General features: G+C 68.4%; 22 protein-coding genes. 11 read left to right on the plus strand and 11 right to left on the minus strand.

Annotated elements, in window-relative coordinates:
• The first annotated feature begins 65 nt into the window (after positions 1 to 65).
• Positions 66 to 1,184 carry a polysaccharide biosynthesis/export family protein gene (locus ROJ8625_RS03820; RefSeq protein WP_234984158.1) on the plus strand — a complete coding sequence of 373 codons (1,119 nt, stop codon included), beginning with the start codon at positions 66 to 68 and terminating at the stop codon, positions 1,182 to 1,184.
• A gap of 43 nt (positions 1,185 to 1,227) precedes the next feature.
• On the opposite strand, the gene ROJ8625_RS03825 is transcribed toward ROJ8625_RS03820, so the two are convergent.
• On the minus strand, positions 1,228 to 2,778 hold the full coding sequence (locus ROJ8625_RS03825) for a DUF2125 domain-containing protein (RefSeq protein ID WP_085790493.1): 1,551 nt from the start codon (positions 2,776 to 2,778) through the stop codon (positions 1,228 to 1,230).
• 153 nt (positions 2,779 to 2,931) lie between these two features.
• On the opposite strand from ROJ8625_RS03825, the gene ROJ8625_RS03830 reads away from it, so the two are divergent.
• Together ROJ8625_RS03830 and ROJ8625_RS03835 are read left to right on the plus strand one after the other, a co-directional pair.
• Entirely contained in the window at positions 2,932 to 3,684 is a 753-nt protein-coding gene (locus ROJ8625_RS03830) for an SDR family oxidoreductase (protein WP_085790494.1), read from the plus strand.
• Positions 3,681 to 4,316, plus strand: coding sequence for an enoyl-CoA hydratase/isomerase family protein (locus ROJ8625_RS03835; RefSeq protein WP_085790495.1), 636 nt, complete (start codon positions 3,681 to 3,683; stop codon positions 4,314 to 4,316). Before ROJ8625_RS03830 ends, ROJ8625_RS03835 begins: the two co-directional genes overlap by 4 nt.
• 49 nt (positions 4,317 to 4,365) lie before the next feature.
• On the opposite strand, the gene ROJ8625_RS03840 is transcribed toward ROJ8625_RS03835, so the two are convergent.
• Positions 4,366 to 5,745: an NAD-dependent succinate-semialdehyde dehydrogenase gene (locus ROJ8625_RS03840; protein WP_085790496.1), complete on the minus strand. Its 1,380-nt coding sequence runs from the start codon at positions 5,743 to 5,745 to the stop codon at positions 4,366 to 4,368.
• Positions 5,746 to 5,997: 252 nt separating this feature from the next.
• Here ROJ8625_RS03840 and rimP point away from each other — a divergent pair, with 252 nt between their 5' ends.
• Genes rimP through infB form a run of 4 tightly spaced genes read left to right on the plus strand, consistent with a single transcriptional unit; the run spans position 5,998 to position 11,388 of the window.
• On the plus strand, positions 5,998 to 6,582 hold the full coding sequence (gene rimP, locus ROJ8625_RS03845) for a ribosome maturation factor RimP (RefSeq protein ID WP_200813272.1): 585 nt from the start codon (positions 5,998 to 6,000) through the stop codon (positions 6,580 to 6,582).
• A gap of 5 nt (positions 6,583 to 6,587) precedes the next feature.
• Positions 6,588 to 8,207: a transcription termination factor NusA gene (nusA, locus tag ROJ8625_RS03850; protein WP_085790498.1), complete on the plus strand. Its 1,620-nt coding sequence runs from the start codon at positions 6,588 to 6,590 to the stop codon at positions 8,205 to 8,207.
• A gap of 8 nt (positions 8,208 to 8,215) precedes the next feature.
• A complete protein-coding gene (locus ROJ8625_RS03855; protein WP_085790499.1) occupies positions 8,216 to 8,863 on the plus strand; it encodes an RNA-binding protein in 648 nt (215 codons plus the stop codon).
• Positions 8,864 to 8,871: 8 nt separating this feature from the next.
• On the plus strand, positions 8,872 to 11,388 hold the full coding sequence (gene infB, locus ROJ8625_RS03860; protein ID WP_085790500.1) for a translation initiation factor IF-2: 2,517 nt from the start codon (positions 8,872 to 8,874) through the stop codon (positions 11,386 to 11,388).
• A gap of 123 nt (positions 11,389 to 11,511) precedes the next feature.
• On the opposite strand, the gene ROJ8625_RS21440 is transcribed toward infB, so the two are convergent.
• The 4 genes from ROJ8625_RS21440 to ROJ8625_RS03875 all read right to left on the minus strand — a co-directional run bounded on the left by ROJ8625_RS21440 (position 11,512) and on the right by ROJ8625_RS03875 (position 14,432).
• Entirely contained in the window at positions 11,512 to 11,646 is a 135-nt protein-coding gene (locus ROJ8625_RS21440) for a hypothetical protein (protein ID WP_268794681.1), read from the minus strand.
• Positions 11,647 to 11,768: 122 nt separating this feature from the next.
• Positions 11,769 to 12,167, minus strand: a complete 399-nt coding sequence (gene mutT, locus ROJ8625_RS03865; protein WP_085790501.1) for an 8-oxo-dGTP diphosphatase MutT — start codon at positions 12,165 to 12,167, stop codon at positions 11,769 to 11,771.
• A gap of 130 nt (positions 12,168 to 12,297) precedes the next feature.
• The gene (gene argJ / locus ROJ8625_RS03870) at positions 12,298 to 13,527 is read right to left on the minus strand and encodes a bifunctional glutamate N-acetyltransferase/amino-acid acetyltransferase ArgJ (RefSeq protein ID WP_085790502.1); all 1,230 of its coding nucleotides are present in this window, start codon (positions 13,525 to 13,527) and stop codon (positions 12,298 to 12,300) included.
• 2 nt (positions 13,528 to 13,529) lie between these two features.
• A complete protein-coding gene (locus ROJ8625_RS03875) occupies positions 13,530 to 14,432 on the minus strand; it encodes a peptidylprolyl isomerase (RefSeq protein WP_085790503.1) in 903 nt (300 codons plus the stop codon).
• 172 nt (positions 14,433 to 14,604) lie between these two features.
• On the opposite strand from ROJ8625_RS03875, the gene secA reads away from it, so the two are divergent.
• The 3 genes from secA to ROJ8625_RS03890 all read left to right on the plus strand — a co-directional run bounded on the left by secA (position 14,605) and on the right by ROJ8625_RS03890 (position 20,133).
• Complete coding sequence (gene secA / locus ROJ8625_RS03880) at positions 14,605 to 17,337, plus strand: preprotein translocase subunit SecA (protein WP_085790504.1); 2,733 nt, start codon at positions 14,605 to 14,607, stop codon at positions 17,335 to 17,337.
• A gap of 177 nt (positions 17,338 to 17,514) precedes the next feature.
• Positions 17,515 to 18,546, plus strand: a complete 1,032-nt coding sequence (locus ROJ8625_RS03885) for a hypothetical protein (RefSeq protein ID WP_085790505.1) — start codon at positions 17,515 to 17,517, stop codon at positions 18,544 to 18,546.
• A gap of 24 nt (positions 18,547 to 18,570) precedes the next feature.
• Complete coding sequence (locus ROJ8625_RS03890; RefSeq protein ID WP_085790506.1) at positions 18,571 to 20,133, plus strand: substrate-binding domain-containing protein; 1,563 nt, start codon at positions 18,571 to 18,573, stop codon at positions 20,131 to 20,133.
• A gap of 16 nt (positions 20,134 to 20,149) precedes the next feature.
• Here the strand turns inward: ROJ8625_RS03890 and radC are convergent, their stop codons facing one another.
• The 4 genes from radC to ROJ8625_RS03910 all read right to left on the minus strand — a co-directional run bounded on the left by radC (position 20,150) and on the right by ROJ8625_RS03910 (position 22,676).
• Entirely contained in the window at positions 20,150 to 20,911 is a 762-nt protein-coding gene (gene radC / locus ROJ8625_RS03895) for a RadC family protein (RefSeq protein WP_085790507.1), read from the minus strand.
• A gap of 80 nt (positions 20,912 to 20,991) precedes the next feature.
• Complete coding sequence (gene msrA / locus ROJ8625_RS03900) at positions 20,992 to 21,498, minus strand: peptide-methionine (S)-S-oxide reductase MsrA (protein WP_085790508.1); 507 nt, start codon at positions 21,496 to 21,498, stop codon at positions 20,992 to 20,994.
• Positions 21,495 to 21,944 carry a peptide-methionine (R)-S-oxide reductase MsrB gene (gene msrB / locus ROJ8625_RS03905; protein WP_085790509.1) on the minus strand — a complete coding sequence of 150 codons (450 nt, stop codon included), beginning with the start codon at positions 21,942 to 21,944 and terminating at the stop codon, positions 21,495 to 21,497. The genes msrA and msrB overlap by 4 nt, the downstream gene beginning before the upstream one ends.
• A 195-nt stretch (positions 21,945 to 22,139) precedes the next feature.
• Positions 22,140 to 22,676, minus strand: a complete 537-nt coding sequence (locus ROJ8625_RS03910) for an acyl-CoA thioesterase (protein WP_085790789.1) — start codon at positions 22,674 to 22,676, stop codon at positions 22,140 to 22,142.
• A 129-nt stretch (positions 22,677 to 22,805) separates the two neighbouring features.
• Between ROJ8625_RS03910 and ROJ8625_RS03915 the strand changes: the two genes are divergently transcribed.
• Positions 22,806 to 23,102 (plus strand): YggT family protein, encoded by a 297-nt coding sequence (locus ROJ8625_RS03915; RefSeq protein ID WP_085790510.1) that lies wholly within the window; start codon positions 22,806 to 22,808, stop codon positions 23,100 to 23,102.
• On the opposite strand, the gene ROJ8625_RS03920 is transcribed toward ROJ8625_RS03915, so the two are convergent.
• Positions 23,096 to 23,995 (minus strand): NAD(P)-dependent oxidoreductase, encoded by a 900-nt coding sequence (locus ROJ8625_RS03920; RefSeq protein WP_085790511.1) that lies wholly within the window; start codon positions 23,993 to 23,995, stop codon positions 23,096 to 23,098. The genes ROJ8625_RS03915 and ROJ8625_RS03920 overlap by 7 nt on opposite strands.
• Positions 23,996 to 24,034 lie beyond the last annotated feature (39 nt).

Consider the following 24,034-nt stretch of genomic DNA (forward strand, 5'->3'; position numbering starts at 1 on the left):
ATCATCGAAGCATGGCTCGGATAAAGAGATCCGAAATCGGGTCTATTCTTGGGGGAAGCCGGACCGTGTCGCGCCTTACGAAACTCGTCGCTCTTACCGCGTCCCTCGTTCTGATCGCCGGATGCAGCCTCCCGCGGGGCGCCGCGCTGTCATCCGAGATCATGGCCGAGCAGCGCTCGGACGCACCGACCTTTCAGGTCGTGCCGGTCACGCGCAACAACATGCGCGCGGTCGAGACGTGGCCGGGCACCGGGAATTATCGCAGCTTCCGCTGGATCGGCCACACCGGCGCGGCGGACACGACGGTGATCGCCACCGGCGACATGATCGACCTGGTGATCTACGACGCCGAGGAAAACTCGCTCCTGACCAACGCCGCGGAAACGTCGACACGCCTGCAGGGCCTCGAAGTCGACCAGAACGGCATGATCTTTGTGCCCTACATCGGCAATGTCCGGGTCGCGGGCCAGTCGCCGACAGGCGCGCGCTCCAGCATCCAGCGCCAGTTCGAATCGGTCGTGCCATCGGCACAGGTGCTGCTTACCGTGGCCGAGGGCCAGGGCAACTCGGTCGACCTCGCCGGCGGCGTGACGAGCCCGGGGACCTACCCGATGCCCTCGCGCAACTACCCGATCATGAGCCTGATCTCGGCCGGCGGCGGCATCATCGCCAGCTACGAGAATCCGATCGTGAAGCTGCTGCGCGGCGGCACGACCTACGAGATCTTCGCTGATGACCTGTTCCGCTCCGGCGCGCGCAACACCACGCTTCGCCCGCGCGACGTGGTCGTGGTGGAAGAGGACGACCGCACCTTCGTCGCGCTCGGCGCCTCGGGCACGGAGGATCTGATCTCGTTTCCCAAGCCGCGCCTCAGTGCGCTCGAGGCCATGGGCCTGATGGGGGGCCTGCAGGATTCGCGCGCCGACCCCAAGGGCGTGCTGGTGCTGCGGGAATACGCGCCGTCGGCGCTGCGGGCGGACGGCTCCGGCCCGAACCGGCGGCAGGTCGTGTTCACCTTCGACCTGACCTCGGCCGACGGCCTCTTCGCCGCGCGCCAGTTCAACATCTATCCCGACGATACCGTCCTTGCGACCGAGTCGCCGGTCACGGCCGCGCAGACGATCTTCGGTCTCTTCGGCTCGGCCGTCGGCTTCACCACGCAAGTCGCGACCGTCACGGAATGAACCGTCAGCGCGGGGCCGCCTCGGCAGCGGCCCCGCGCTCGACTCAGCGGATCCGCTGGCCGTTGGCGCGGATGCGCCCGCCCTCCCCGATCTCGATCGTGGAAGTCAGAGTGTCCGGATCGTCGCCCAGCACCGCGAACATCGACAGCATCATGCGCGCGCCCATCGCCTCGCTTTCGCCGACGATACCCATCGCGACGAGCGCGTCGATCAGCGACTCCGCGCCCGAGAGGTTCAGCGTGGCGGAGCCCTCCGGTGCCGGCATTCCGTCGAACGTCTCCGTGTCGGAGTTGTCGAAGGTGAACGCACCCTCGCCCGTCAGTTCGGCCCCCGCCGCGCTCAGCTGAAGATCCTCGATCTCGACGGTGTTGAGCTCGCCCGGCTGGCCACCGCTCTCGGCCAACCGATTGGTCGCCTCCGGGTCGAGGATGTTCACGAACGGCGTCGCGGTGCCGACGAGCGAGAGCGCGAGGGTCGCCGGTTCGCGCGACAGGCGTTCTTCGGGATCGAACAGCGTCCAGATCGCGTCGTCGATCGCCAGCTCGCGCAGCGCGAGGTCCAGCGAGAACGGCTGTGGCTCTTCCGCGGCCTGCACCGGCGCATCGAGCGCGAAGCCGAGGCGCGCGGCCTCTGCCGTCAGCGGGACCGGGAATTGCGGAACCGTCACCGCGTAAGCGATGCCCTCGGCCGACACGTCGTAGCCGACCGCGCCGTCGGCGACGCTGAACCCGATCGAGCCGTTGTCCGACACGCTCTGTCCGCTGGTCTCGCCGTCCGGCCCACGGCCGGTGAAGCGGGTCGAGCCTTCGGAGTAGCTTAGCGATGCATCGCCCTCGAACCCGGCCTCGATCATCGCCGCGAAATCGCCGGCCTCCGCACCGTCGACCGCGGTCCAGCTGCCTTCGCCCGCGACATCGGACATGCGGCCGGCCATCTCGAAGCTGCCTTCGGCCGGGTCGTCGAAATCGGTGGCCGCGACTTCGTAGGTCAGCGCCGCCGCGCGGGTCTCGTTGGTCACCTGCGTCGCGGATCCGTCGCCTCCGCTCACGACCGACACCGTGGTGATCTCGTCGAGTTGCAGGCCTGCGGACACGAGGTCGCGCCCGATGGTTTCGCCTTCGATCACGAGTTCGGCGAGGCGCATCGCGTAGCCGTCCGCGGCGAAGTCGAAGGTCATTTCGTCCGGCGTTCCGGACACGGTGAAGTCATGCCCGGTAAGCATCGTCTCGATCACCGTGCGGTCCGGCGCCGCGTCACCGTCGCCCTCGGCGATGATCGGAACGCTCGACGGGATATCCATCGACACCGCGCCGCCGTCTTCGGTCAGGACGAGATCGCCGACCTCGATCGTCAGCGTTCCGATCCGGTCGCCCTCACCGCCTTCCATCGGCATCGAAAGAGTGAGATCGGAGAGGCGCAGTTCGCCGCCCGTCTCCTCGCGGGTGGCGGATACGGTATAGCCCGAAGCCTCGAAATAGGACCGGACCTGCGTCCAGACTTCGTCGGCGGTGACGTCGGCGGCGAGCGGTGACGCGGCGGTTGTGGCGAGCGCGAGGCCGGTTCCGGCACGGGCGGCAAGGGGGATGCGGCGCATCGGTGAATCCTTTCGGTTGATGCTGCTGAAGCGCTTGGCGAGACCTTCGGACGCGGCCCCGTCCCGGTCAAGGCCCGGCCCTAGCTGGGGCTGGACCGACCGCCGGCGCGGGCGTACCACTTGGCCCGACGGCGGACGAGGGAGCGGCGCGACATGGACATGACCGACAAGGTGGTGCTGATCACGGGGGCGAGCCGCGGCATCGGCGCGGCGGCAGCGCGGCGCTTTGCCGAGGCCGGCGCGAAGGTGGCGCTGGTCGCGCGCGGCTCGGATGCCATTGCCGATCTCGCCGGAGAGATCGGCGCAGAGCGCGCGGTGGCCATCCCCTGCGACATCTCGCGATTCTGGGAGGTCGAGCAGACGGTTCAGAACTGCGTTACGGCCTTTGGCCGGATCGACGTCCTGGTGAACAATGCCGGCGTGATCGAGCCGATCTCGCACATGGCAGAGGCCGATCCCGATGCCTGGGGGCAGGTCATCGACATCAACCTCAAGGGCGTGTTCCACGGCATGCGCGCCGCGTTGCCGCGCATGGTCGCGCAGGGAAGCGGCACGATCCTCACCATCGGCTCGGGTGCCGCGCACGGGCCGGTCGAGGCGTGGTCGCATTACTGCGCGTCGAAGGCCGGCGCACTTATGCTGACGCGCATGGCCGACAAGGAATACGGCGAGGCCGGTATCCGCGCGTTGTCGCTGTCGCCGGGCACCGTCGCCACGCAGATGCAGCGCGAGATCAAGGCATCGGGCGTCAATCCGGTGAGCGAGCTCGACTGGTCCGACCACATCCCGCCCGAATGGGTCGCCGCGGCGCTGGTCTGGATGTGCGGGCCCGACGCCGACGAATACAAGGGCGCGGAGGTCTCCCTGCGCGATCCGGGCATCCGCAGCCGGATCGGCGTGGCATGATCCGCACCGAGGACCGAGGCGCATTGCGCGTCGTCAAGCTCGACCGGCCGGACAAGGCCAACGCGCTGACGGAAACGATGCTCGGTGCGCTGTGCGAGGCGGCCGAGGCCGCGACCGAGGCGGCGCGCGCCGATGTCGGTGCGCGCGCGCTCGTGCTGACCGGCGCCGGCGCCGTGTTTTCCGCCGGCATGGATCTCGAGGCGGCGCGCGCCGGCCTCGGCCGCTCGCCGCTGTGGGAGCGGTTGTCTGGCGCGATTGCCGCGCATCCAGGCCTGACGATCGCCGCGATGAACGGCACGCTCGCCGGTGGTGCGATGGGCATGGCGCTGGCCTGCGACCTGCGCCTGGCCGTGCCGGGGGCCAAGCTGTTCTACCCGGTCATGACGATGGGCTTTCTGCCGCAACCCTCCGATCCCGGACGCCTGCGGGCGCTGGTCGGGCCGGCCCGCGCCAAGCGGCTCTTGATGGCGGCGGAGAAGATCACCGTCGAAGACGGCCGCGATTGGGGCCTCATCGACCGGATCGTGCCGCGCGACGACCTGCTGGACGTCGCGGCAGAATTGGCGGCACCGGTGATCGAGGCCGATGCCGCCCATGCTTTCGCGATCAAGACGCTGATCGGAAAGGCCTAGGCCGGGCGGTCCGCCCGAGGCGCGGACCGGCCCGACGGATCGCTGTCCGTCACTTCTGGTGAATGTAGACGGACTTGATGTTGACGAATTCGCGCATGCCGAAGCCGCCATGCTCGCGGCCGTAGCCGGAGTTCTTCACTCCGCCGAACGGCATGTTCGGGATCGCGGCGTTGAAGCCGTTCACGCAGATCATGCCTGTGTCGAAGTGCCGCGTCGCCAGGTCACGCGCCCGCGCCTCGTCGCGCGAGAAGATCCCGCCGCCGAGGCCGTACCGGCTGTCGTTGGCGATGCGCATCGCGTCCTCGTCGTCTTTGGCCTTGATGACCGAAGCGACCGGGCCGAACAGCTCGTCGTCGTAGGCCGGCTGACCCGGTGCCACGTCAACCAGAACCGTCGCCGGATAGAAGTACCCGGTGCCGCCCGGCATCTCGCCGCCCACGAGCACGCGCGCCCCTTTCTCCACGCTTTGCTCGACCTGCCGTGCGAGCGTGTCGCGCAGGTCGCCGCGGGCCAGCGGGCCGAGCCGGGTCGACTTGTCGGTCGGATCGCCCATCGTCAGCTTGCCCATCTTCTCGGCATAGGCCTCGACGAAGGCGTCGTAGTTCTTCTCGGTGACGATGAAGCGTTTGGCGTTCACGCAGGTCTGACCGTTGTTGTAGGTCCGGCCGACGACGCAAATCTGCACGGCAAGGTCGATGTCCGCGTCATCGAGGATCAGGAAGGCGTCATTCGATCCGAGTTCGAGCACAGACTTCTTGATCTGCTCGGCGGCCTTCTGGCCGACCTTGCGCCCGGCCACGTCGCTGCCGGTGAGCGTGACGCCGCGCACACGCGGATTCTCGATCACGCGGTCGGATTGGTCGTGGCTGATCTGCAGAACCGTGAACAGATTCTTCGGCAGCCCGGCCTTCTCCATCAGGTCACGCAGGTAGAGACCGGATCCGGTGGTGTTGTCGGCGTGTTTCAGCAACACGCCGTTGCCGGCCATGAGGTTGGCAATGGCGTAGCGGATCACCTGGTAGCAGGGGAAGTTCCACGGCTGGATGCCGTAGATCACGCCGATCGGCGCATAACTGACGACGCCCGTGCCCATCGGGATGTCGCGCTCTTCGTCGGCGAGGACCTTGGGGCCCTCATCGGCGGTGAAGTCGCAGATGTCGGCGCAGGCGTCGATCTCGTCCCGGCTCGACGCCAGAAGCTTGCCCATTTCGCGGGTCATCAGCGCCGCGAACTCGTCTGTGCTGTCGCGCAGGGCCTGGCCGATCTTGCGGATGACCGCGGCGCGGTCCTCCAGCGACCTGTGGCGCCAATCGAGGAACGCCTCGTGGCAGGCTTCCACCGCGGCCTCGGCCTCGGCGTCGCTCATGTAGTCGTAGGTGGCGATCTCTTCTTCGGTGGCGGGATTGATCGTGACGATATCGCGCGGCATGGGGGCCCCTTTGGTGTCTGTCGTGTTCTGTGCCTGAACGCCGGCACGGCGGAAAGTTTCCGCGCACGCCGGCCTGACGTCGATGGCGTGCGCTTGCCTCTTGCAGACTCGCTCCGCGGTCCGTATATGCGGCTCAACAGCGGCGCGTCGGGCTCGGGTCCGAGGCACCACCGGATACGTCGACGGGCCGCGCGCCCGTTTTTTTGTGCCCGGGATTCCGGGCCGCACCGTGACCGGAGATGCGAGACGCCGATGTCAGACCTCGTCGCCAAGACCTCCATGGACCGCCGCCTGGCCGAGATCGTGCGTCCCACGATCGAGGACATGGGATTCGAACTCGTTCGAATCCGCCTTCAGGGCGGCAAGTCGCCGCTGCTGCAAGTCATGGCCGAACGCCCCGACGGCGGGATCGAGGTCGATGACTGCGCAGAGATCTCGACCGCGCTGTCGGCGGTGCTCGACGTCGAGGATCCGATCCTCGACACGTACACGCTCGAGGTCGGCTCACCGGGCATCGACCGACCACTGACGCGGCTCAAGGACTTCGACACGTTCGAAGGCTACGAGGCCAAGCTCGAGACGCACGAGCTGATCGACGGGCGCAAGCGCTTCAAGGGCGTGCTGGCCGGTGTCGAGGGCCAGGAAGTTCTCATCAATGTCGAGGAGGGCACGATCGGGCTGATGTTCGACTGGCTCGCCGACGCCAAGCTCGTAATGACCGACGAGCTCATCAAGGAAATGCTCAAGGCCCGCAAGGCTGCCGGCACTGCGCCCAGTGATCTGGACGAGACCAAATTCGACGAGATCGCGGCAGACGACGCCACGCAAGAGGAGTAACAATAATGGCCATCACCTCCGCCAACCAGCTGGAGCTTCTGCAGACCGCCGAGGCGGTCGCGCGCGAGAAGATGATCGACCCCACCCTCGTCGTAGAGGCGATGGAGGAGAGCCTCGCTCGCGCGGCAAAGTCCCGCTACGGCTCCGAGATGGACATCCGCGTCAAGATCGACCGCAAGACCGGGCGGGCGACCTTTACCCGCGTCCGCACCGTGGTCGAGGACGAGGAGCTGGAGAATTACCAGGCCGAGATGACGGTCGAGCAGGCCAAGCAGTATCTCGAGAATCCCGCCGTCGGCGACCAGTTCGTCGAGGAGGTCCCGCCTGTCGAGATGGGCCGGATCGCCGCGCAATCGGCCAAGCAGGTGATCTTGCAGAAGGTCCGCGAGGCCGAGCGTGACCGCCAGTACGAGGAATTCAAGGATCGCGCCGGCACCATCATCAATGGTGTCGTCAAGCGCGAGGAATACGGCAACGTCATCGTCGACATCGGACGGGGCGAAGGTATCCTGCGCCGCAACGAGAAGATCGGCCGCGAAGCCTATCGGCCGAACGACCGGATCCGCTGCTTCATCAAGGACGTGCGGCGCGAGACCCGCGGCCCGCAGATCTTCCTGTCGCGGACGGCGCCGGAGTTCATGGCCGAGCTGTTCAAGATGGAAGTGCCCGAGATCTACGACGGCATCATCGAGATCAAGGCCGTGGCCCGCGACCCGGGCAGCCGCGCCAAGATCGGTGTCGTGAGCTACGACGGCTCCATCGACCCCGTCGGCGCCTGTGTCGGCATGCGCGGTAGCCGCGTGCAGGCCGTCGTGAACGAGCTTCAGGGCGAAAAGATCGACATCATCCCGTGGAACGAGGACATGCCGACCTTCCTCGTCAACGCGCTGCAACCGGCCGAGGTGTCCAAAGTCGTGCTCGACGAGGATGCCGAGCGCATCGAGGTCGTCGTGCCGGACGAGCAGCTGTCGCTCGCCATCGGCCGGCGCGGTCAGAACGTGCGCCTCGCCTCGCAGCTGACCGGCCTCGACATCGACATCATGACCGAGGAAGAGGAATCGAAGCGGCGCCAGGCCGAGTTCGAGGAGCGCACCAAGCTCTTCATGGACAGCCTCGACCTCGACGAGTTCTTCGCTCAGCTTCTCGTGGCCGAGGGCTTCACCAACCTCGAAGAGGTCGCCTATGTCGAGATCGACGAGCTGACGGTCATCGACGGCGTCGACGACGAGACCGCCGAGGAGCTGCAGGCGCGCGCTCGCGACGTTCTCGAGGCGCAGGCGCAGGCCGCGCTCGACAGTGCGCGTGCGCTCGGAGCCGAGGACAGCCTCATTGACTTCGAGGGGCTCACTCCCCAGATGGTGGAGGCGCTCGCGAAGGACGGCATCAAGACGCTCGAGGACTTCGCGACATGCGCCGACTGGGAGCTCGCGGGCGGCTGGACCACGGTCGACGGCCAGCGGGTGAAGGACGACGGACTTCTCGAACCCTTCGATGTCGGCCTCGAGGAAGCGCAGACCATGGTGATGACCGCACGCGTCCTTCTGGGCTGGGTCGACCCGACCGAGCTCGAGCCCGAGACGGACGACGAGGACGGCGATTCCGAAGACGAGACCGAGGAGGCCTGACCGGTCGAATGACGCGTGGCGGCACAAGGAACGAACGGCCCGACGGGCCCGAGCGCAAATGCATCGCCACGGGCGAGGTGCAGCCCGCCACCGGGCTGATCCGTTTCGTGCTCGGCCGGGACAACCAGGTCGCGCCCGACATCGCCGGCAAGCTGCCGGGGCGCGGCATCTGGGTGTCCGCAACCCGCTCCGCGCTCGACAAAGCGGTGCGCAAGAAGCTCTTTGCCCGCGCCGCGAAGGCGCCGGCACAGGTGCCCGAGGGCCTCGTGGACGAGGTGGAACGCCAACTCGTCGCCCGCGTGATCAACCTGATCTCGCTCGCGCGGAAATCGGGTGACGCGGTCGCGGGATACGAGAAGGTGAAGGACATGCTCCAGAAAGAGGAGGCGCGGGTCCTGATCCAGGCGGAGGACGGCTCCTCTCGCGGCAAGTCGAAGCTATCGACGCCGCATTACGGGAGCTATATCGGTTGGCTGACCGCGGACGAGCTCGGATTGGCCTTTGGACGCGAAACCGTGATACATGCCGCGCTCGGCGCTGGCGGACTCACGAATCGTATTGTAGACGAGGCCCGACGTCTGAAGGGCCTTCGCATCGAACCGGCCGTGATGGCACCCGGTGCGGCAGTCGGCGGCACGGGCCGCCGGGAAGGATAAGAGACTTTATGAGCGACCAAGACGGCAAGAAGACTTTGGGTGTCCGGGGCGGGCCTCGTTCGGGGAACGTGAAGCAGAGCTTCAGCCACGGACGCACCAAGAACGTCGTGGTGGAGACCAAGCGCAAGCGCACCGTCGCCGCGCCCAAGCCGGGTACCGGCAAGAGCGGTTCCGGCGGATCCGGCGGCGCGGCGGGCGCGGCGTCCGGCGCGAAGCGTCCGGCCGGCATTTCCGACGCGGAGATGGAGCGCCGTCTGAAGGCGCTGCAGGCCGCGAAGGCGCGCGAGGCCGACGACCAGGCCCGGCGCGAGGCCGAGGAGAAGGCCCGCGCCGAAGAGCGCGAGCGCATGCGCGCCGAGAAGGAACAGAAAGAGCGCGAGCAGCGCGAGGCCGAGGAACGTGCCAAGGCCAAGGCGGAGGAAGAAGAGCGCAAGAAGCGCGAGGCCGCCGAGGAATCCCGCAAGCCGGCAGAGACGCCCGACCCGGCGGCCGCGCAGGCGGCCGAGGCCGCGCGCGATACCCGCGGCGGCGCCAAGGCGAAGCCGGCCGAAGCTCCCCGCAAGTCGGAGCGCGAGCGCGAGGACCGCGGTCGCGGCGGCAAGGGCAAGGGCGACGGCGCGCGCCGCACCGGCAAGCTCACCGTCAACCAGGCGCTGACCGGTGGCGAAGGCGGCCGGCAGAAGTCGATGGCGGCCATGAAGCGCAAGCAGGAGCGTGCGCGCCAGAAGGCGATGGGCGGCCCCGTCCAGCGCGAGAAGGTGATGCGCGACGTGCAACTGCCCGAGGCGATCACCGTCGCCGAGCTCGCCAACCGTATGGCCGAGCGCGTCGGCGACGTGGTCAAGGCGCTCATGCAGAACGGCGTCATGGCCACGCAGAACCAGACGATCGATGCCGACACCGCCGAGCTCATCATCGAGGAGTTCGGCCACCAGGTGACGCGCGTCTCCGACGCCGACGTGGAACAGGTGATCGAGACGGTCGACGACAAGCCCGAGGACATGCAGCCGCGGGCGCCGATCATCACGATCATGGGTCACGTCGACCACGGCAAGACGTCGCTTCTGGACGCGATCCGCAAGACCAAGGTCGTGTCGGGCGAAGCTGGCGGTATCACGCAGCACATCGGCGCCTACCAGGTGCCCGATCCCTCAACCGGCAAGGCGCTGACCTTCCTCGACACGCCCGGCCACGCGGCGTTCACCTCGATGCGCTCGCGCGGCGCGCAGGTGACCGACATCGTGGTGCTGGTGGTCGCGGCGGACGACGCGGTGATGCCGCAGACAATCGAGGCGATCAATCACGCCAAGGCGGCCGAAGTGCCGATGATCGTCGCCATCAACAAGTGCGACAAGCCCGAAGCGAACCCGACAAAGGTGCGCACCGACCTCCTCCAGCACGAGATCGTGGTGGAAGAGATGTCCGGCGACGTGCAGGACGTCGAGGTGTCGGCGATCTCCGGCAAGGGGCTCGAGGATCTGCTCGAGGCGATCGCGCTCCAGGCCGAATTGCTCGAACTCAAGGCCAACCCGGACCGCGCGGCGCAGGGCGCCGTGATCGAGGCGCAACTCGACGTGGGCCGTGGCCCGGTCGCGACCGTTCTCGTGCAGAAGGGCACGCTCAAGCAGGGCGATATCTTCGTCGTCGGCGAGCAGTGGGGCAAGGTCCGCGCGATGGAGAACGACCAGGGCCAGCGCGTGAAGGAAGCCGGGCCGTCCGTGCCGGTCGAGGTTCTCGGCCTCAACGGCACGCCCGAGGCCGGCGACGTGCTGAACGTGGTCGAGACCGAGGCACAGGCGCGCGAGATCGCCGAGTATCGTCAGCAGGCGGCCAAGGACAAGCGTGCCGCGGCCGGCGCCGCGACGACGCTCGAGGCGCTCATGCAGAAGGCCAAGGACGACGAGAACGTGGCCGAGCTGCCGGTTCTGGTGAAGGCCGACGTGCAGGGCTCTGCCGAGGCGATCGTCCAGGCGCTCGAGAAGGTCGGCAACGACGAGGTCCGGGTGCGCGTGCTGCACTACGGCGTCGGCGCGATCACCGAAACCGACGTGGGCCTGGCCGAGGCGTCCGAGGCGCCGATCCTGGGCTTCAACGTCCGGGCCAACGCCTCGGCGCGGAACTCGGCCAACCAGAAGGGCGTGGAGGTGCGCTATTACAGCGTGATCTACGATCTCGTGGATGACGTGAAGGCGGCGGCCTCGGGCCTCCTGTCGAACGAGGTGCGCGAGAACTTCATCGGCTATGCCGAGATCAAGGAGACATTCCGCGTCTCCGGTGTCGGCACCGTCGCCGGCTGTCTCGTCACAGAGGGCGTGGCCCGTCGTTCGGCCGGCGTGCGGCTTCTGCGCGATGACGTGGTGATCCACGAAGGCACGCTGAAGACCCTCAAGCGCTTCAAGGACGAAGTGTCCGAGGTCATCTCGGGCCAGGAATGCGGCATGGCGTTCGAGAACTACGATGACATCCGCAAAGGTGACGTGATCGAGATCTTCACGCGCGAGGAAGTCAAGCGCACGCTCGACTGATCCGCCCGGACACGACACGCGAAGGGGAGGCCACCGGCCTCCCTTTTTCGTTCGGGGGCTGTGTGTCCGGCCCCGTGCGGTGCGGGGATCGCAGCATCCGACGCGCCGGACGGGCCCGCCGGGTCAGCCGCGCCCCAGCACCGGAAGCCCGGTAAAGAGCGTCTGGCCGACGCGCACCACGAGCCGGCCGTCCGGCAGCGTCCTTTCCAGAATACCCTGCACCGAAATGCAGGATCCCATCACGATTGTGCGCAGCATGGCGTGTCCCCTCCGGCAGCCTGCCTTCGGTATACCCGCATTCAAGACATCACACCACGCATTTCGCATGTGAAGATAATAAAATGTCGAAAAGAACCGAGTCTGCGACAGATTGCTGCGAGTCAGAGCCAGTCACGCAGGATCGGCACCAGCGGCACGTCGGCCTCGGGCATCGGGTAGGCGGCGAGGTCACGCGCCGCGACCCATTTCAACGCCTGCCCTTCCCGCGAGCGCGGCACGCCCTCCCACTTGCGGCAGGCAAAGAGCGGCATGAGCAGGTGGAAGTCCGCATAGCTGTGCGACGCGAAGGTCAGCGGCGCGAGGCAGCTCTGCCACGTGCCGATTCCGAGCTCCTCGTCGAGCTCGCGGATCAAAGCCGCCTCCGGCGTCTCTCCGGGCTCGACCTTGCCACCCGGAAATTCCCAGAGCCCGGCCATCGACTTGCCCTCGGGCCGTTGTGCCAGCAAGACCCGCCCGTCCACGTCGATCAGGGCCACGGCGGAAACCAGCACCGTCTTCATCGCGCGCCCCCGTCCAGCGACGGCGCCCGGTCCCGCGGACGAGCGAGGGCGCTGCCCTCGCGCTCCCGGAGTATTTTTGCCAAGAAGAAGCTGGGGCGCGCACGCCAAGGAGACGACGGGAACGTCATGGTCACGAGCGGTAATCGGCGTTGATCGAGATGTAGCCGTGGGTGAGGTCGCAGGTCCAGATGGTGGCCTGGCCCTCGCCGAGGCCGAGATCGACGCCGATGGTGATCTCGGGCCGCTGCATCTGCGCCGCGCCGATCTCCTCGCGGTAGGTCTCGGCGACCCAGCCATGCTCGGCCACGGGCACGTCGCCGAAACGGATCGACAAACGGTCGCGGTCGGCGGCGGCGCCCGACTTGCCGATCGCCATGACGATGCGGCCCCAGTTGGGATCCTCGCCGGCGATCGCCGTCTTCACCAGCGGCGAGTTGGCGATCGAGAGAGCGTGGGTGCGGGCGTCGGTGTCGCTGGCCGCGCCCGTGACCTCGACCGTGACGAATTTCGTGGCGCCCTCGCCGTCGCGCACGACCTGCTGCGCGAGGTCGCGGAACACGTCCTCGAGCGCCGTGGCAAAGGCGGTGTCCTCGGGGCCGACGGTGATGCCGGACGCGCCGGTCGCGCCCATCAGGAGCGTATCGGACGTCGAGGTGTCGCTGTCGACGGTGATGCAATTGAACGTGCGGTTCGCCGCCGCGGCGACCAGCGCCTGCAGATCGGCGCGGGTCATCTCGGCGTCGGTAAAGACGTAGACCAGCATCGTGCCAAGATCGGGCGCCACCATGCCGGAGCCCTTCGCGATGCCGGCAATGGTGACGTCGCCGCCGTTGACGTGCACCGTCGACGCCGCGCCCTTGGGAAAGGTGTCGGTGGTCATGATCGCGCGGGCCGCGGCGGCGATCCCGTCCTCGGACAGCGCCGCGGCAAGCTCGTCGATCCGGGCCGTGATCCGCCCATGCGGCAGACGTTCGCCGATCACCCCGGTCGAGGAGGTGAACACCCGCGACGCCGGCAGACCGAGCGCCGCTGCCGCGGCCTCCGTCACCGCGGCGACGCTTTCGTCCCCGGCCCGACCGGTAAATGCGTTGGCATTCCCCGAGTTGACCAGGATCGCCGCGCCGTCCGCGCTGTCGCGCCCGATCTTCGCCTCGCAGTCGAGCACCGGCGCGGCGCGGGTGGCCGAGCGGGTGAACACGCCCGCCACGACCGAGCCGGGCGCGAGATGCGCCAGCATGACATCCTCGCGGCCGGCGTAGCGCACCCCGGCCGCGGCGGTCGCGAAGCGCACGCCCTTGACCACGGGCATGTCGGGGAAGGCGTCGGGCGCGAGCGGCGAGCGCGCGAGCGTCTTGGCCAAGATCAGTTCTCCAGAAGGTCGATCCGGCCGAGCGCCGCGGGATCGACGCTTTCGGCGCCGGAGCGGTCGACCTCGGCCCCGGCCACGAGCTCCTCGATCCGCGCCTGAACGGCGTCGGCCTGCAGCTGCTGGGCGATCTGGTCACGCACCTCCTCGAGGGCCGGCGCCTCGGTCTGGCGCGTCTCGTTCAGGCGGATGACATGCCAGCCGAATTGCGTCTCGACCGGCTGCGACACCTCGCCTGCCTCGAGGCCCGCGACCGCCTCCTCGAACGGAGCGACCATCTGGCCTTCGCCGAACCAGCCCAGCGATCCGCCGTTCGGGCCGGACGGACCGGTGGAGCGCTCCTGCGCGAGTTCGGCAAAATCGGCACCGTCGTCGAGCGCGGCGAGGACGTCCTGCGCCTCTTCCTCGCTTTCGACGAGGATGTGCGCCGCGTTGTACTCGGTGCCCTGTGCCTCGGTGGCGAACTGGCTCTCGTAGGCTTCGCGGATCGCGTCCTCGCTCACGAGGTCGGCGCTCATCGCGGCCACCGCTTCGGAGGCAACGAGCGCGCGACGCTCGTTGTCGAGCGCAAGCGACACGCGCTGCGTCTCTTCGGCCATGTCCGACTGGGCCAGCACCTCCTGCTGGACGAGCTGGTCGAGAATGCCTTCCCACAGCACGTCGTTGGGAAGCTGCTGATACTGCTCGGGGAGGCCGGAGCGCACCATGAGCATGTGGCCGAGCAGGATGTCCTGGCCGTTCACGCTGGCGATGACGGTGTCGAGCGCGGCGTCCGGCGCCGGCGTCTCCTGTCCGCCGGTCGCGTCTGCGCCGGCGCCCGCGTCGTCCTGGGCGAATGCGGGCAGCGCGAGACAGGCGGCCAGAAACGGCGCGGCGATGCGGGGGGCGCGAAGGATCATGCGGAACTCCTCTGCCGCCCGCGTCCGGGGCAGCGTTGACACTTTCATGGGCGGCCCTTAGATGCCTGTCCGAGGCGGCGCGAGCCGATCGTTCCCCCGTGTCTTATGGGCTGTGTGCGAGACGGGCAAGCCGATGCCGCACACGAAACGGTCAAGAGGCAGAGTGGGGTCCATGCTGGGGATCGGAAGCATCACGCGAAAGGTGTTCGGCACGCCGAACGACCGCAAGGTGAAGGCCACGCGCCCTCTGGTCGACAGGATCAACGCGCTCGAACCCGAGATCCAGGCGCTCGACGACGCCGGCCTCGTGGCCAAGACCACGGAGTTCCGGACCCGTCTGTCCGAGGGCGAGAGCCTCGACGATCTGCTGCCCGAAGCCTTCGCCACATGTCGCGAGGCCGCGCGCCGCGCGCTCGGGCTGCGCGCCTTCGACGTGCAGCTGATGGGCGGCATCTTCCTGCACCAGGGCAACATCGCCGAGATGAAGACCGGCGAGGGCAAGACGCTCGTCGCGACCTTCCCGGCCTATCTGAACGCGCTGGCCGGGCCGGTCCACATCGTCACGGTGAACGACTACCTCGCACGTCGCGACGCGGAGTGGATGGGCAAGGTCTACGGCGCGCTGGGGCTGACGACCGGGGTCGTCTACCCGCGCCAGCCCGACGAGGAGAAGAAGGCCGCCTACGCCGCCGACATCACGTACGCGACCAACAACGAGCTCGGCTTCGACTACCTGCGCGACAACATGAAGTCCGAGTTGAACCAGATGGCCCAGCGCGGGCACGTCTTCGCCATCGTCGACGAGGTCGACTCGATCCTGATTGACGAGGCGCGCACGCCGCTCATCATCTCCGGTCCGGCGCAGGACCGATCGGAGCTTTACGGCGGGATCGACCGGATCATTCCCGAGCTGACCGACGATCACTACTCTCTCGACGAGAAGACGCGCAACGTCACCTTCACCGACGAGGGCAACGAGTTCCTCGAGGAGAAGCTGCAGCAGATGGGGCTTCTGGAGGAGGGGCAGACCCTCTATGACCCCGAGAGCACGACGCTCGTCCATCACCTGAGCCAGGGCCTGCGCGCGCACAAGCTGTTCCAGAAGGACAAGGACTACATCGTCCGCGACGGCGAGGTGATTCTCGTCGACGAGTTCACCGGCCGCATGATGCCGGGCCGGCGTCTGTCCGACGGTCTGCATCAGGCGATCGAAGCGAAGGAGAACGTGGCGATCCAGCCCGAGAACGTCACCCTCGCCAGCGTGACGTTCCAGAACTACTTCCGCCTCTACGACAAGCTGTCGGGCATGACCGGCACCGCGGCGACCGAGGCCGAGGAGTTCATGCAGATCTACGGTCTCGGCGTGGTCGAGGTGCCGACGAACAAGCCGATCGCGCGGATCGATCAGGACGATCAGGTCTACCGCACCGCGCGCGAGAAGTTCGATGCCATCGTGGAGGAGATCCGCATGGCGCACGAGAAGGGCCAGCCCGTCCTCGTCGGCACGACCTCGATCGAGAAGTCGGAACAGCTGTCGAACCTGCTGACCGAGGCAAACCTGCCGCACAACGTCCTGAACGCGCGCCAGCACGAGAGCGAGGCGCAGATCGTCGGCGACGCGGGCCTGCCCGGCGCCATCACGATCGCGACGAACATGGCCGGCCGCGGCACCGACATCAAGCTCGGCGGCAACGTCGAGTTCAAGGTGATGGAAGCTCTGGCCGCCGACCCCAACGGAAACCCCGACGAGATCCGCCAGCGCATCGAGTCCGAGCACGGCGAGAGCGAGAACCGCGTGATCGAGGCCGGCGGCCTTTTCGTTCTGGCGACCGAGCGCCACGAAAGCCGGCGGATCGACAACCAGTTGCGCGGCCGGTCGGGCCGGCAGGGGGACCCGGGTCGATCGATCTTCTTCCTCTCGCTCGAGGACGACCTGATGCGGATCTTCGGCTCCGACAGGCTCGACAACGTGCTCGGCAAGCTCGGCATGAAGGACGGCGAGGCGATCGTGCACCCGTGGGTGAACAAGTCGCTCGAACGCGCGCAGGCCAAGGTCGAGGGGCGCAACTTCGACATCCGCAAGCAGCTTCTGAAGTTCGACGACGTGATGAACGACCAGCGCAAGGTGGTCTTCTCGCAGCGGCTCGAGATCATGGAGGCCGAGGACGTCACCGAGATCACCGAGGACATGCGTCACCAGGTGATCGACGATCTCGTCGACGAATACTGCCCGCCCAAGAGCTATGCCGACCAGTGGAACCTCGAGGGGCTCTACGCGGCGTGCATCGAGAAGCTAGGGATCGACGTGCCGGTCATGAGCTGGGGCGACGAGGACGGCGTGGATCAGGACGAGGTGCGCGAGCGACTGGTCAAGGCGTCGGACGAGCACATGGAGAAGAAGGCCGAGGCGTTCGGCCCGGACACCATGCGCCAGATCGAGAAGCAGCTTCTGCTTCAGACGATCGACGGCAAGTGGCGCGAGCACCTGTTGACGCTCGAGCATCTGCGCTCCGTCGTGGGCTTCCGCGGCTACGCCCAGCGCGATCCGCTGAACGAGTACAAGACCGAGTCGTTCCAGCTCTTCCAGGGCATGCTCGACGGCCTGCGCGAGGACGTGACCGAGAAGCTCGCGCAGATCCGCCCGATGAGCGACGAACAGCGCCGCGAGCTCGTCGCTCAGATGGAGCGCCAGCAACAGCGGGTCGAACAGGCCGCCGCGCAGGCGCCCGCCGGAGCGACGACGCCCGAGGCCGAAGCCGCCGGACCGGCCGTGGCCGCGTCCGAGCCGCTGGTCGAGGGCTTCGACGAAACCGATCCGGCGACATGGGGCAATCCCGGCCGCAACGACCCCTGCCCCTGCGGGTCCGGAAACAAGTTCAAGCATTGCCACGGCCGGCTCGCCTGAGCCGGCCTTGCCCGAGCCGTCACATTCCCGGCCAATTCTGCCCAGGTGCGCCGCATCGCGGCGTGAATGTGGTGCCCGCGTGACGGCGGGCCAAGAAGACTCCGCCCACGCGCCGCAGAGCCGCCGGCTTTTGACAACAGGTTAACCGCCGAACGGTCCCTCACACCGGAGGCGGATATGATTCGCGGTAAGACGGCACTTCTCGCGGCGGGAACACTGAGCTGCGCCCTCGGAACGGGCTACGTCATGCAGTACGGCGCGACGCTGCCGGGCGCCAAGGCGCCGGCGCAGCCGCCGGTCGTCGTGACCGATATCGAGGATACGGCAGCGCGCAGCGACGAGCCGACCCTGCCCGCCCAATCCGCGCCCCGGAATTTCGCCGAAATCGCCGCGCCCGCGTTTCGTGATCTCCCGAACGACCCCTTGCCGGCGCCCAACCTGCCGGACCTGCCGAACATCCTCACCGCGCTGGACGTGCCCGATCCGGTCCTCGAACCGGCAACCAACGCCGCGCCGGATCAGACGCCCGACTGCGACGTTCGCCTCGACGCGACGCCCATCGCCGGCGCGATGGTGCGCCTCGCGGTGACGGCCCCGTGCCACCCGGAAGCGCGTGTCAGCCTGCATCACAATGGCCTGATGGTCAGCGCAGCCACCGACGAGACAGGCGTGCTGTCGATCGACATGCCGGCCCTGTCCGAGAGCGCGCTCTTCATCGCGTCGTTGCCCGGTGAGGCCGGCGCCATCGCCCGCGCCGATGTCAGCTCCGTGCCGTTCTACGACCGGATCGTCCTGCAGTGGCAGAACGACACGGGTCTGGAGCTGCACGCGCGCGAGTGGGGTGCGGACTACTTCTCGGATGGCCATGTCTGGCACGACAGCCCCGGCAGCCTGAAGGACGCGGTGCGCGGCGAAGGCGGCTTTCTCACCCGCCTCGGCGATCCGGACCTCGCCGACCCGCGGCTGGCCGAGGTCTATTCCTACCCCGCCGGCACTTCCGCGCGAACCGGTGCGATCGCGGTCAGCGTAGAGGCCGAGGTGACCTCGGCCAATTGCGGCGCCGACATCTCCGCGCAGACGCTGGAGGCGCGCTCCGACGCCCCGCTGGCGGTGCGCGAGCTCACGCTCGCCATGCCCGACTGCGACGCCGTGGGCGAGTATCTGGTGTTGAAAAACCTGATCCCAGACCTGAAGATCGCCGCCAACTGACGACGGTCCCGACAGGAACGGAAGATGAGACAGACATGTGCGGCGATTTTCGCCGCACTTTTCGTCGCCGCCTGCGGCAGCGCGGCGGCCGCCGAGGGCGACGTGACGCTGCGATCGCGCGACGGGGCGGTGACATTGCAGGGCACGCTTCTGGGATTCGACGGTGAGTTCTACCGGGTCGACACGGCCTATGGAGAACTCACCGTGGACAGCTCAGGCGTGCTCTGTGAGGGCGTCGGCTGCCCGTCGCTGACCGACTACGTCGCCGAGGTGACGATCTCGGGGTCGGCCACGCTCGGCGCGGTGCTGATGCCGGCGCTGATGGAATCATTCGCGCTGAAGCGCGGGCTCGTCGCGACGCGGAGCCCGGCGGGCGACAGCACGTATCTCTACACGCTGACCGATCCCGAGGCGGACCGGCCGGTCGGGCGCTTCACCTTCCGGACGGTCGACACCGACGAGGGCTTCGCCGATCTGCTCGCCGGGCAGGCCGATGCCGTCATGGCGCTGCGCGAGGTCCGCGAGGCCGAGGTCGAGGCCGCCCGCGCCGTCGGGCTCGGCATCCTCGACGAGGCGAACCGCAGCCGGGTCCTCGCGCTCGACGCGATGGTGCCGGTCGTCGCGCCGGGCAATCCGGTCTCGTCGATCTCGTTGGCCGACCTCTCCCGCGTGCTCGGCGGCTCGATCAACAACTGGCAGGCGCTCGGCGGGCCCGACGCCCCGCTGGTGCTGCACCTGCAGGACGAGGGCTCGGGCCTCACCCAAGGGCTCGTTGACCGGGTGCTGGCGCCTGCCGGGCTCACCCTGCCCGAGGACGCCACGCGCCATCCGGACGCCACCGCGTTGGCCGACGCGGTCGCGGCCGACCCGTTCGGGCTCGGCATGGCCAGCTTCTCCGAGATCGGCAACACCGTGCCCCTGCCGCTGGCGGGGGCATGCGGCTTCACGCTCGCCGCGACCCGCCGCTCGGTCAAGACCGAGGACTATCCCCTGACCGCGCCGATGTTCCTCTACCTGCCCGCCCGCCGGCTCCCCGCGCTTGCGCGCGAGTTCCTGAGCTTCACCCGCTCCGACCCGGCGCAGATCGTGATTCGCCGCACCGGGTTCGTCGACCAGTCGCCCGAGGAAGTGCCGATCGACATGCAGGGCGACCGCTTCGCCAACGCCATCGCTGTAGCGTCCGGCCCGGCCGGCCTCAGGGAGCTGAAGCGCATGGTCTCCGCGCTGCGCCCGCTGCAGCGACTGACCACGTCGTTCCGGTTCGAGCCCGGCTCCGCCCGCCTCGACGCGCAGTCGCGCTCGAACGTGTACCAGCTCGCCCACGCGCTCGAAGCCGGCCGCTACGACGCGCGCCGGCTGCTCTTCGTCGGCTTTTCGGATGGCGAGGGGCCGGCCGCGGCCAATCTCGAGATCGCGCGCGCCCGCGCCGACGCGGTGCGCGCGGCGGTGCTCGCCGCCGCCGAAACCGCCGATATCGACCGGCTGAGCCTCGGGGTCGAGGCTTTCGGCGAGGCGATGCCGATGGCCTGCGACGACACAGCCTGGGGCCGCGAGGCCAACCGGCGCGTGGAGGTCTGGCTGCGCTGACGCGCCGGCCCGACCGCTAGAGGTAGCCGTCGGCGCGAAAGCTCAGCTCCCGCGCCCGCCCGATGACGAGGTGATCGTGCAGCGTGATCCCGAGCGCGTCGGCGGCGCGCTGGATCTGGCCGGTCATGTCGATATCGGCCGCTGAGGGCGTCGGATCGCCCGAGGGATGGTTGTGCACGAGGATCAGCGCCGATGCGTTTAGCTCCAGCGCCCGCTTCACAACCTCCCGCGGGTAGACCGGCACGTGATCCACCGTGCCGCGCGCCTGCGCCTCGTCGGCGATCAGCACGTTCTTGCGGTCGAGAAAAAGGACCCGGAATTCCTCGGTCTCGCGATGCGCCAGCGCCGTACGGCAATACGCGAGAAGCGCGTCCCAGCTTGACACGACGGGGCGGCGCAGCACCCGCGCGCGGCTCAGCCGATGGGCCGCGGCCTCCACGAGCTTCAACTGGCAGATCACCGCGTCGCCGACGCCCGGCACCTCCGAGAGGCGCGCCCGCGGCGCCGACAGCACGTCGTTGAAGCCGCCGAACCGGTCCAGCAGCGCGCGGGCCAGCGGCTTCATGTCCTGCCGCGACACGGCGCCGAACAGGATCAGCTCCAGCATCTCGTAATCCGGCAGCGCCTCGGCCCCGCCATCGAGGAACCGCGCGCGCAGACGGGCGCGGTGATCCCGTATATAGGACGGCGGCTTTCCCGGCCGCGCATCCGCGCCTGCGGCGTCGCCGGCGGGAAAGAAGTCGCCCTGAACGTCGTCGAAATGTCCCGTTCCGGTCATGCCCGAACAGGAGCATCGATTGGTTAGCGCGCCCTTAACGCCGGCGCGGGGCCATGCTCCGGCGGCCCCGCGCCGCGGTATCACTCCGCCGCGTCGCGCCGCGGCAGAACCCAGTCGGGCCGCGGGAAGTGGCAGGTGTAGCCGTTCGGGATGCGTTCGAGGTAATCCTGGTGCTCCGGCTCGGCCTCCCAGAAGTCGCCGACCGGCTCGACCTCGGTGACCACCTTGCCCGGCCAGAGCCCCGACGCCTCGACGTCACGAATGGTCTCGAGCGCCGTCTCCTTCTGCGCGTCGTTTACGTAGTAGATCGCCGAGCGGTAGCTCATGCCGACATCGTTGCCCTGCCGGTTCTTCGTGGTCGGATCGTGGATCTGGAAGAAATACTCGAGAATCCGGCGGTACGAGATCACCTCGGGATCGAACACGATCTCGATGCCCTCGGCATGGGTGCCGTGATTGCGATAGGTCGCGTTCGGCACGTCGCCGCCGGTATAGCCGACGCGCGTCGATTCGACGCCACGCAGCTTGCGGATCAGGTCCTGCATGCCCCAGAAGCAGCCCCCTGCGAGTACGGCCCGTTCGCTCATGCCACGTCCTCCACCTGGTCGAGATAGGCGCCATAGCCCTCGGCCTCCATGTCGTCGCGATGGACGAACCTCAGGCTGGCGGAATTGATGCAGTAGCGCAGACCGCCGCGGTCGGCCGGCCCGTCCGGGAACACGTGCCCAAGATGGCTGTCGCCATGCGCGGACCGCACCTCGGTGCGGATCATCCCGTGCGTGGTGTCGCGCAACTCTGTCACGTGCGCGGGCTCGATCGGCTTGACGAAACTCGGCCAGCCACAGCCCGACTCGTATTTGTCGCCGCTGGCGAAAAGCGGCTCGCCCGACACGACGTCGACGTAGATTCCGGGCGCCTTGTTGTCGAGATAGGCGCCGGTCCCCGGCCGCTCGGTGCCGTTCTCCTGCGTCACGCGATACTGCTCCGGATCGAGTCGCGCGATGGCGTCGGGATCCTTTCGATACTCAGTCATGAAGATCCTCCTGATGCTTACGGCACAATGTGGGAGATCGCATGCCCGAGTCCAAGCCCGTGCGACGGCCTGCCCGGGCCGCGCGCCACCGATTGGCCGCGGCGCCTCTTCATCTTGCCGAAAAACCCCGGGGGTGCGGGGGCAGAGCCACCGCGCGCGCCGCGTTTCGTGCGGCCGGGCACGGCGCGCGACGGATCAGTCCTGCATCGGCGGCCAGGGCCGCGTGTCCTCCGCGGCGATCCAGGCGCGGATCCAGTCCGGCAGCTCGGGCGCCGGCCCGGCGATGCCCAGCGCCCGGACGGCCTCGTCCGGCGGCACGATCCCGGTGTCGCGGGTCAGGGCGCTGCGGAACAGCGCGTGGCTCGCGCACTCGCCGTTGCGCTTCCACATCGACTGCTCGAGATAGATGAAGCGCGCATCCCACCCGACCACGCGCGAGCGCATCTCGATCCGCTCCATGAACCGCACGCGCCGGCGATAGCGCACGGACGAGCCGGCGATCGTCAGGCCCCAGCCGGTTTCGCGCATCACCGTCACGAGCCCGCCGCGCGCCGCCAGCGGGATCCGTCCGAGATCGTAGAGCGTCAGGGTGCGCCCGTTGTTGAGCTCGGCCCACATGTCGAGGTCCCAGGGCCAGCAGATGTGGTGCGAGACGTGATCCTCGCCCGGCGCCAGCGGCGGCGCGTTGCGATGGACCCACATCTCCTTGGCGAGACGGATGAACGGATACATGACCGGGCTCCTTTCGATGTCGGCTTCGCCGCGGCGCGGCACGCCGTCAACCCCGGACATCGCGGCACTCTTGCCCCGGCCGCCGCCGCCGCTTAGGTCTTGGCGGCCAGAGCCGAGACAGGAGCCCGCATGCAATCGCTCTTCCAGATCCTGATGCTGATCCTCGACGTGATCTGGTTCATCATCATCGCCCACGTGATCATGAGCTGGCTGATCAACTTCCAGGTCCTGAACCTGCGCCAGCCGCTGGTGGCACAGATCTGGGACGGTCTGAACCGGTTGCTGGAGCCCGCCTACGCCCAGATCCGCCGCATCCTGCCGCCGATGGGCGGGCTCGATCTCGCGCCGCTGGTCGCACTGATCGGCGTCTACGCGCTGCGGATCATCCTCGCCAACAATGCCGGAGCCTTCTACGGCGCCTACTGATCGCCGGCGGACCGGTCGCGGGCGCGCGCCGCGCGCTCGTGGGCGCGCAGGATCTCGGTCTGGTTCGCGCCGCCGAGCCCCGCGCCCTTGGCCAGCTTGAACCCGGCCGCCGCGCCCTTGATGACCGGGACGTCGCGCGCGGTGGTCTCGGCGGCATCGATCATCAGCCCGAGATCCTTGAGGATGCCGTCGACCGGGAACAGAACCTCGTCGGTGCCGTCGAGCATCAGCTTGCCGTAGGTCTTCAGCATGGGTGAGGCGATCGGCGTCTCGCACAGGATCTCGAAGGCGCGAATCCGATCGTGGCCAAGCCCCTCGATCAGCGACAGCAGTTCCGCCAGGGCCGCCTCCTGCGCCGCCAGCATCCCGTTGACCAGGAGCTTGGTGGCGATGCCGGCGCCGTTCGGCCCGGCGTGGTGCGTGGCCTTGCCCATCGCGTCCAGCGCCGGCGCCGCCCGGTCGATCGCCTCGGCGGTCCCGCCGGCGAGGATCACCAGCTCGCCCGACTCCGCCGGCGGCAGGGTGCCCGCGACCGGTGCGTCCACAAAGGCGAGTCCGGCGGCATTTGCCGCCTGCGCGAGGTCCGCGCCCCACTCGGGCGAGATCGTCGAGCATTCGACCGCCACGGCGCCTTCCGTCATGGCCGACAGGGCCCCGGTGTCGGGGTCCGTCCAGACCACGCGCGAGGCCGCGTCGTCCATGACCATGGAGACCACGATCGCTGCATCCCGGGCGGCGTCGGCGGGGCTTCCTGCTTCGGTGGCGCCGGCTTCGGTCAATGCGTCGGCCCTGCCCGGAGAGCGGTTCCAGACCGCCACGTCGTGCCCGGCCTTCACGATCGTCATGGCCATGCGCGATCCCATCGCGCCCAGTCCGAGAAATGCGATCTTCATGCCGGGTCTCCCTGCTCTGCCTCGGGGCTGTGACGGAAC

The sequence above is a fragment of the Roseivivax jejudonensis genome, from assembly GCF_900172265.1.
GTDB classification, from domain to species: Bacteria; Pseudomonadota; Alphaproteobacteria; order Rhodobacterales; family Rhodobacteraceae; genus Roseivivax; species Roseivivax jejudonensis.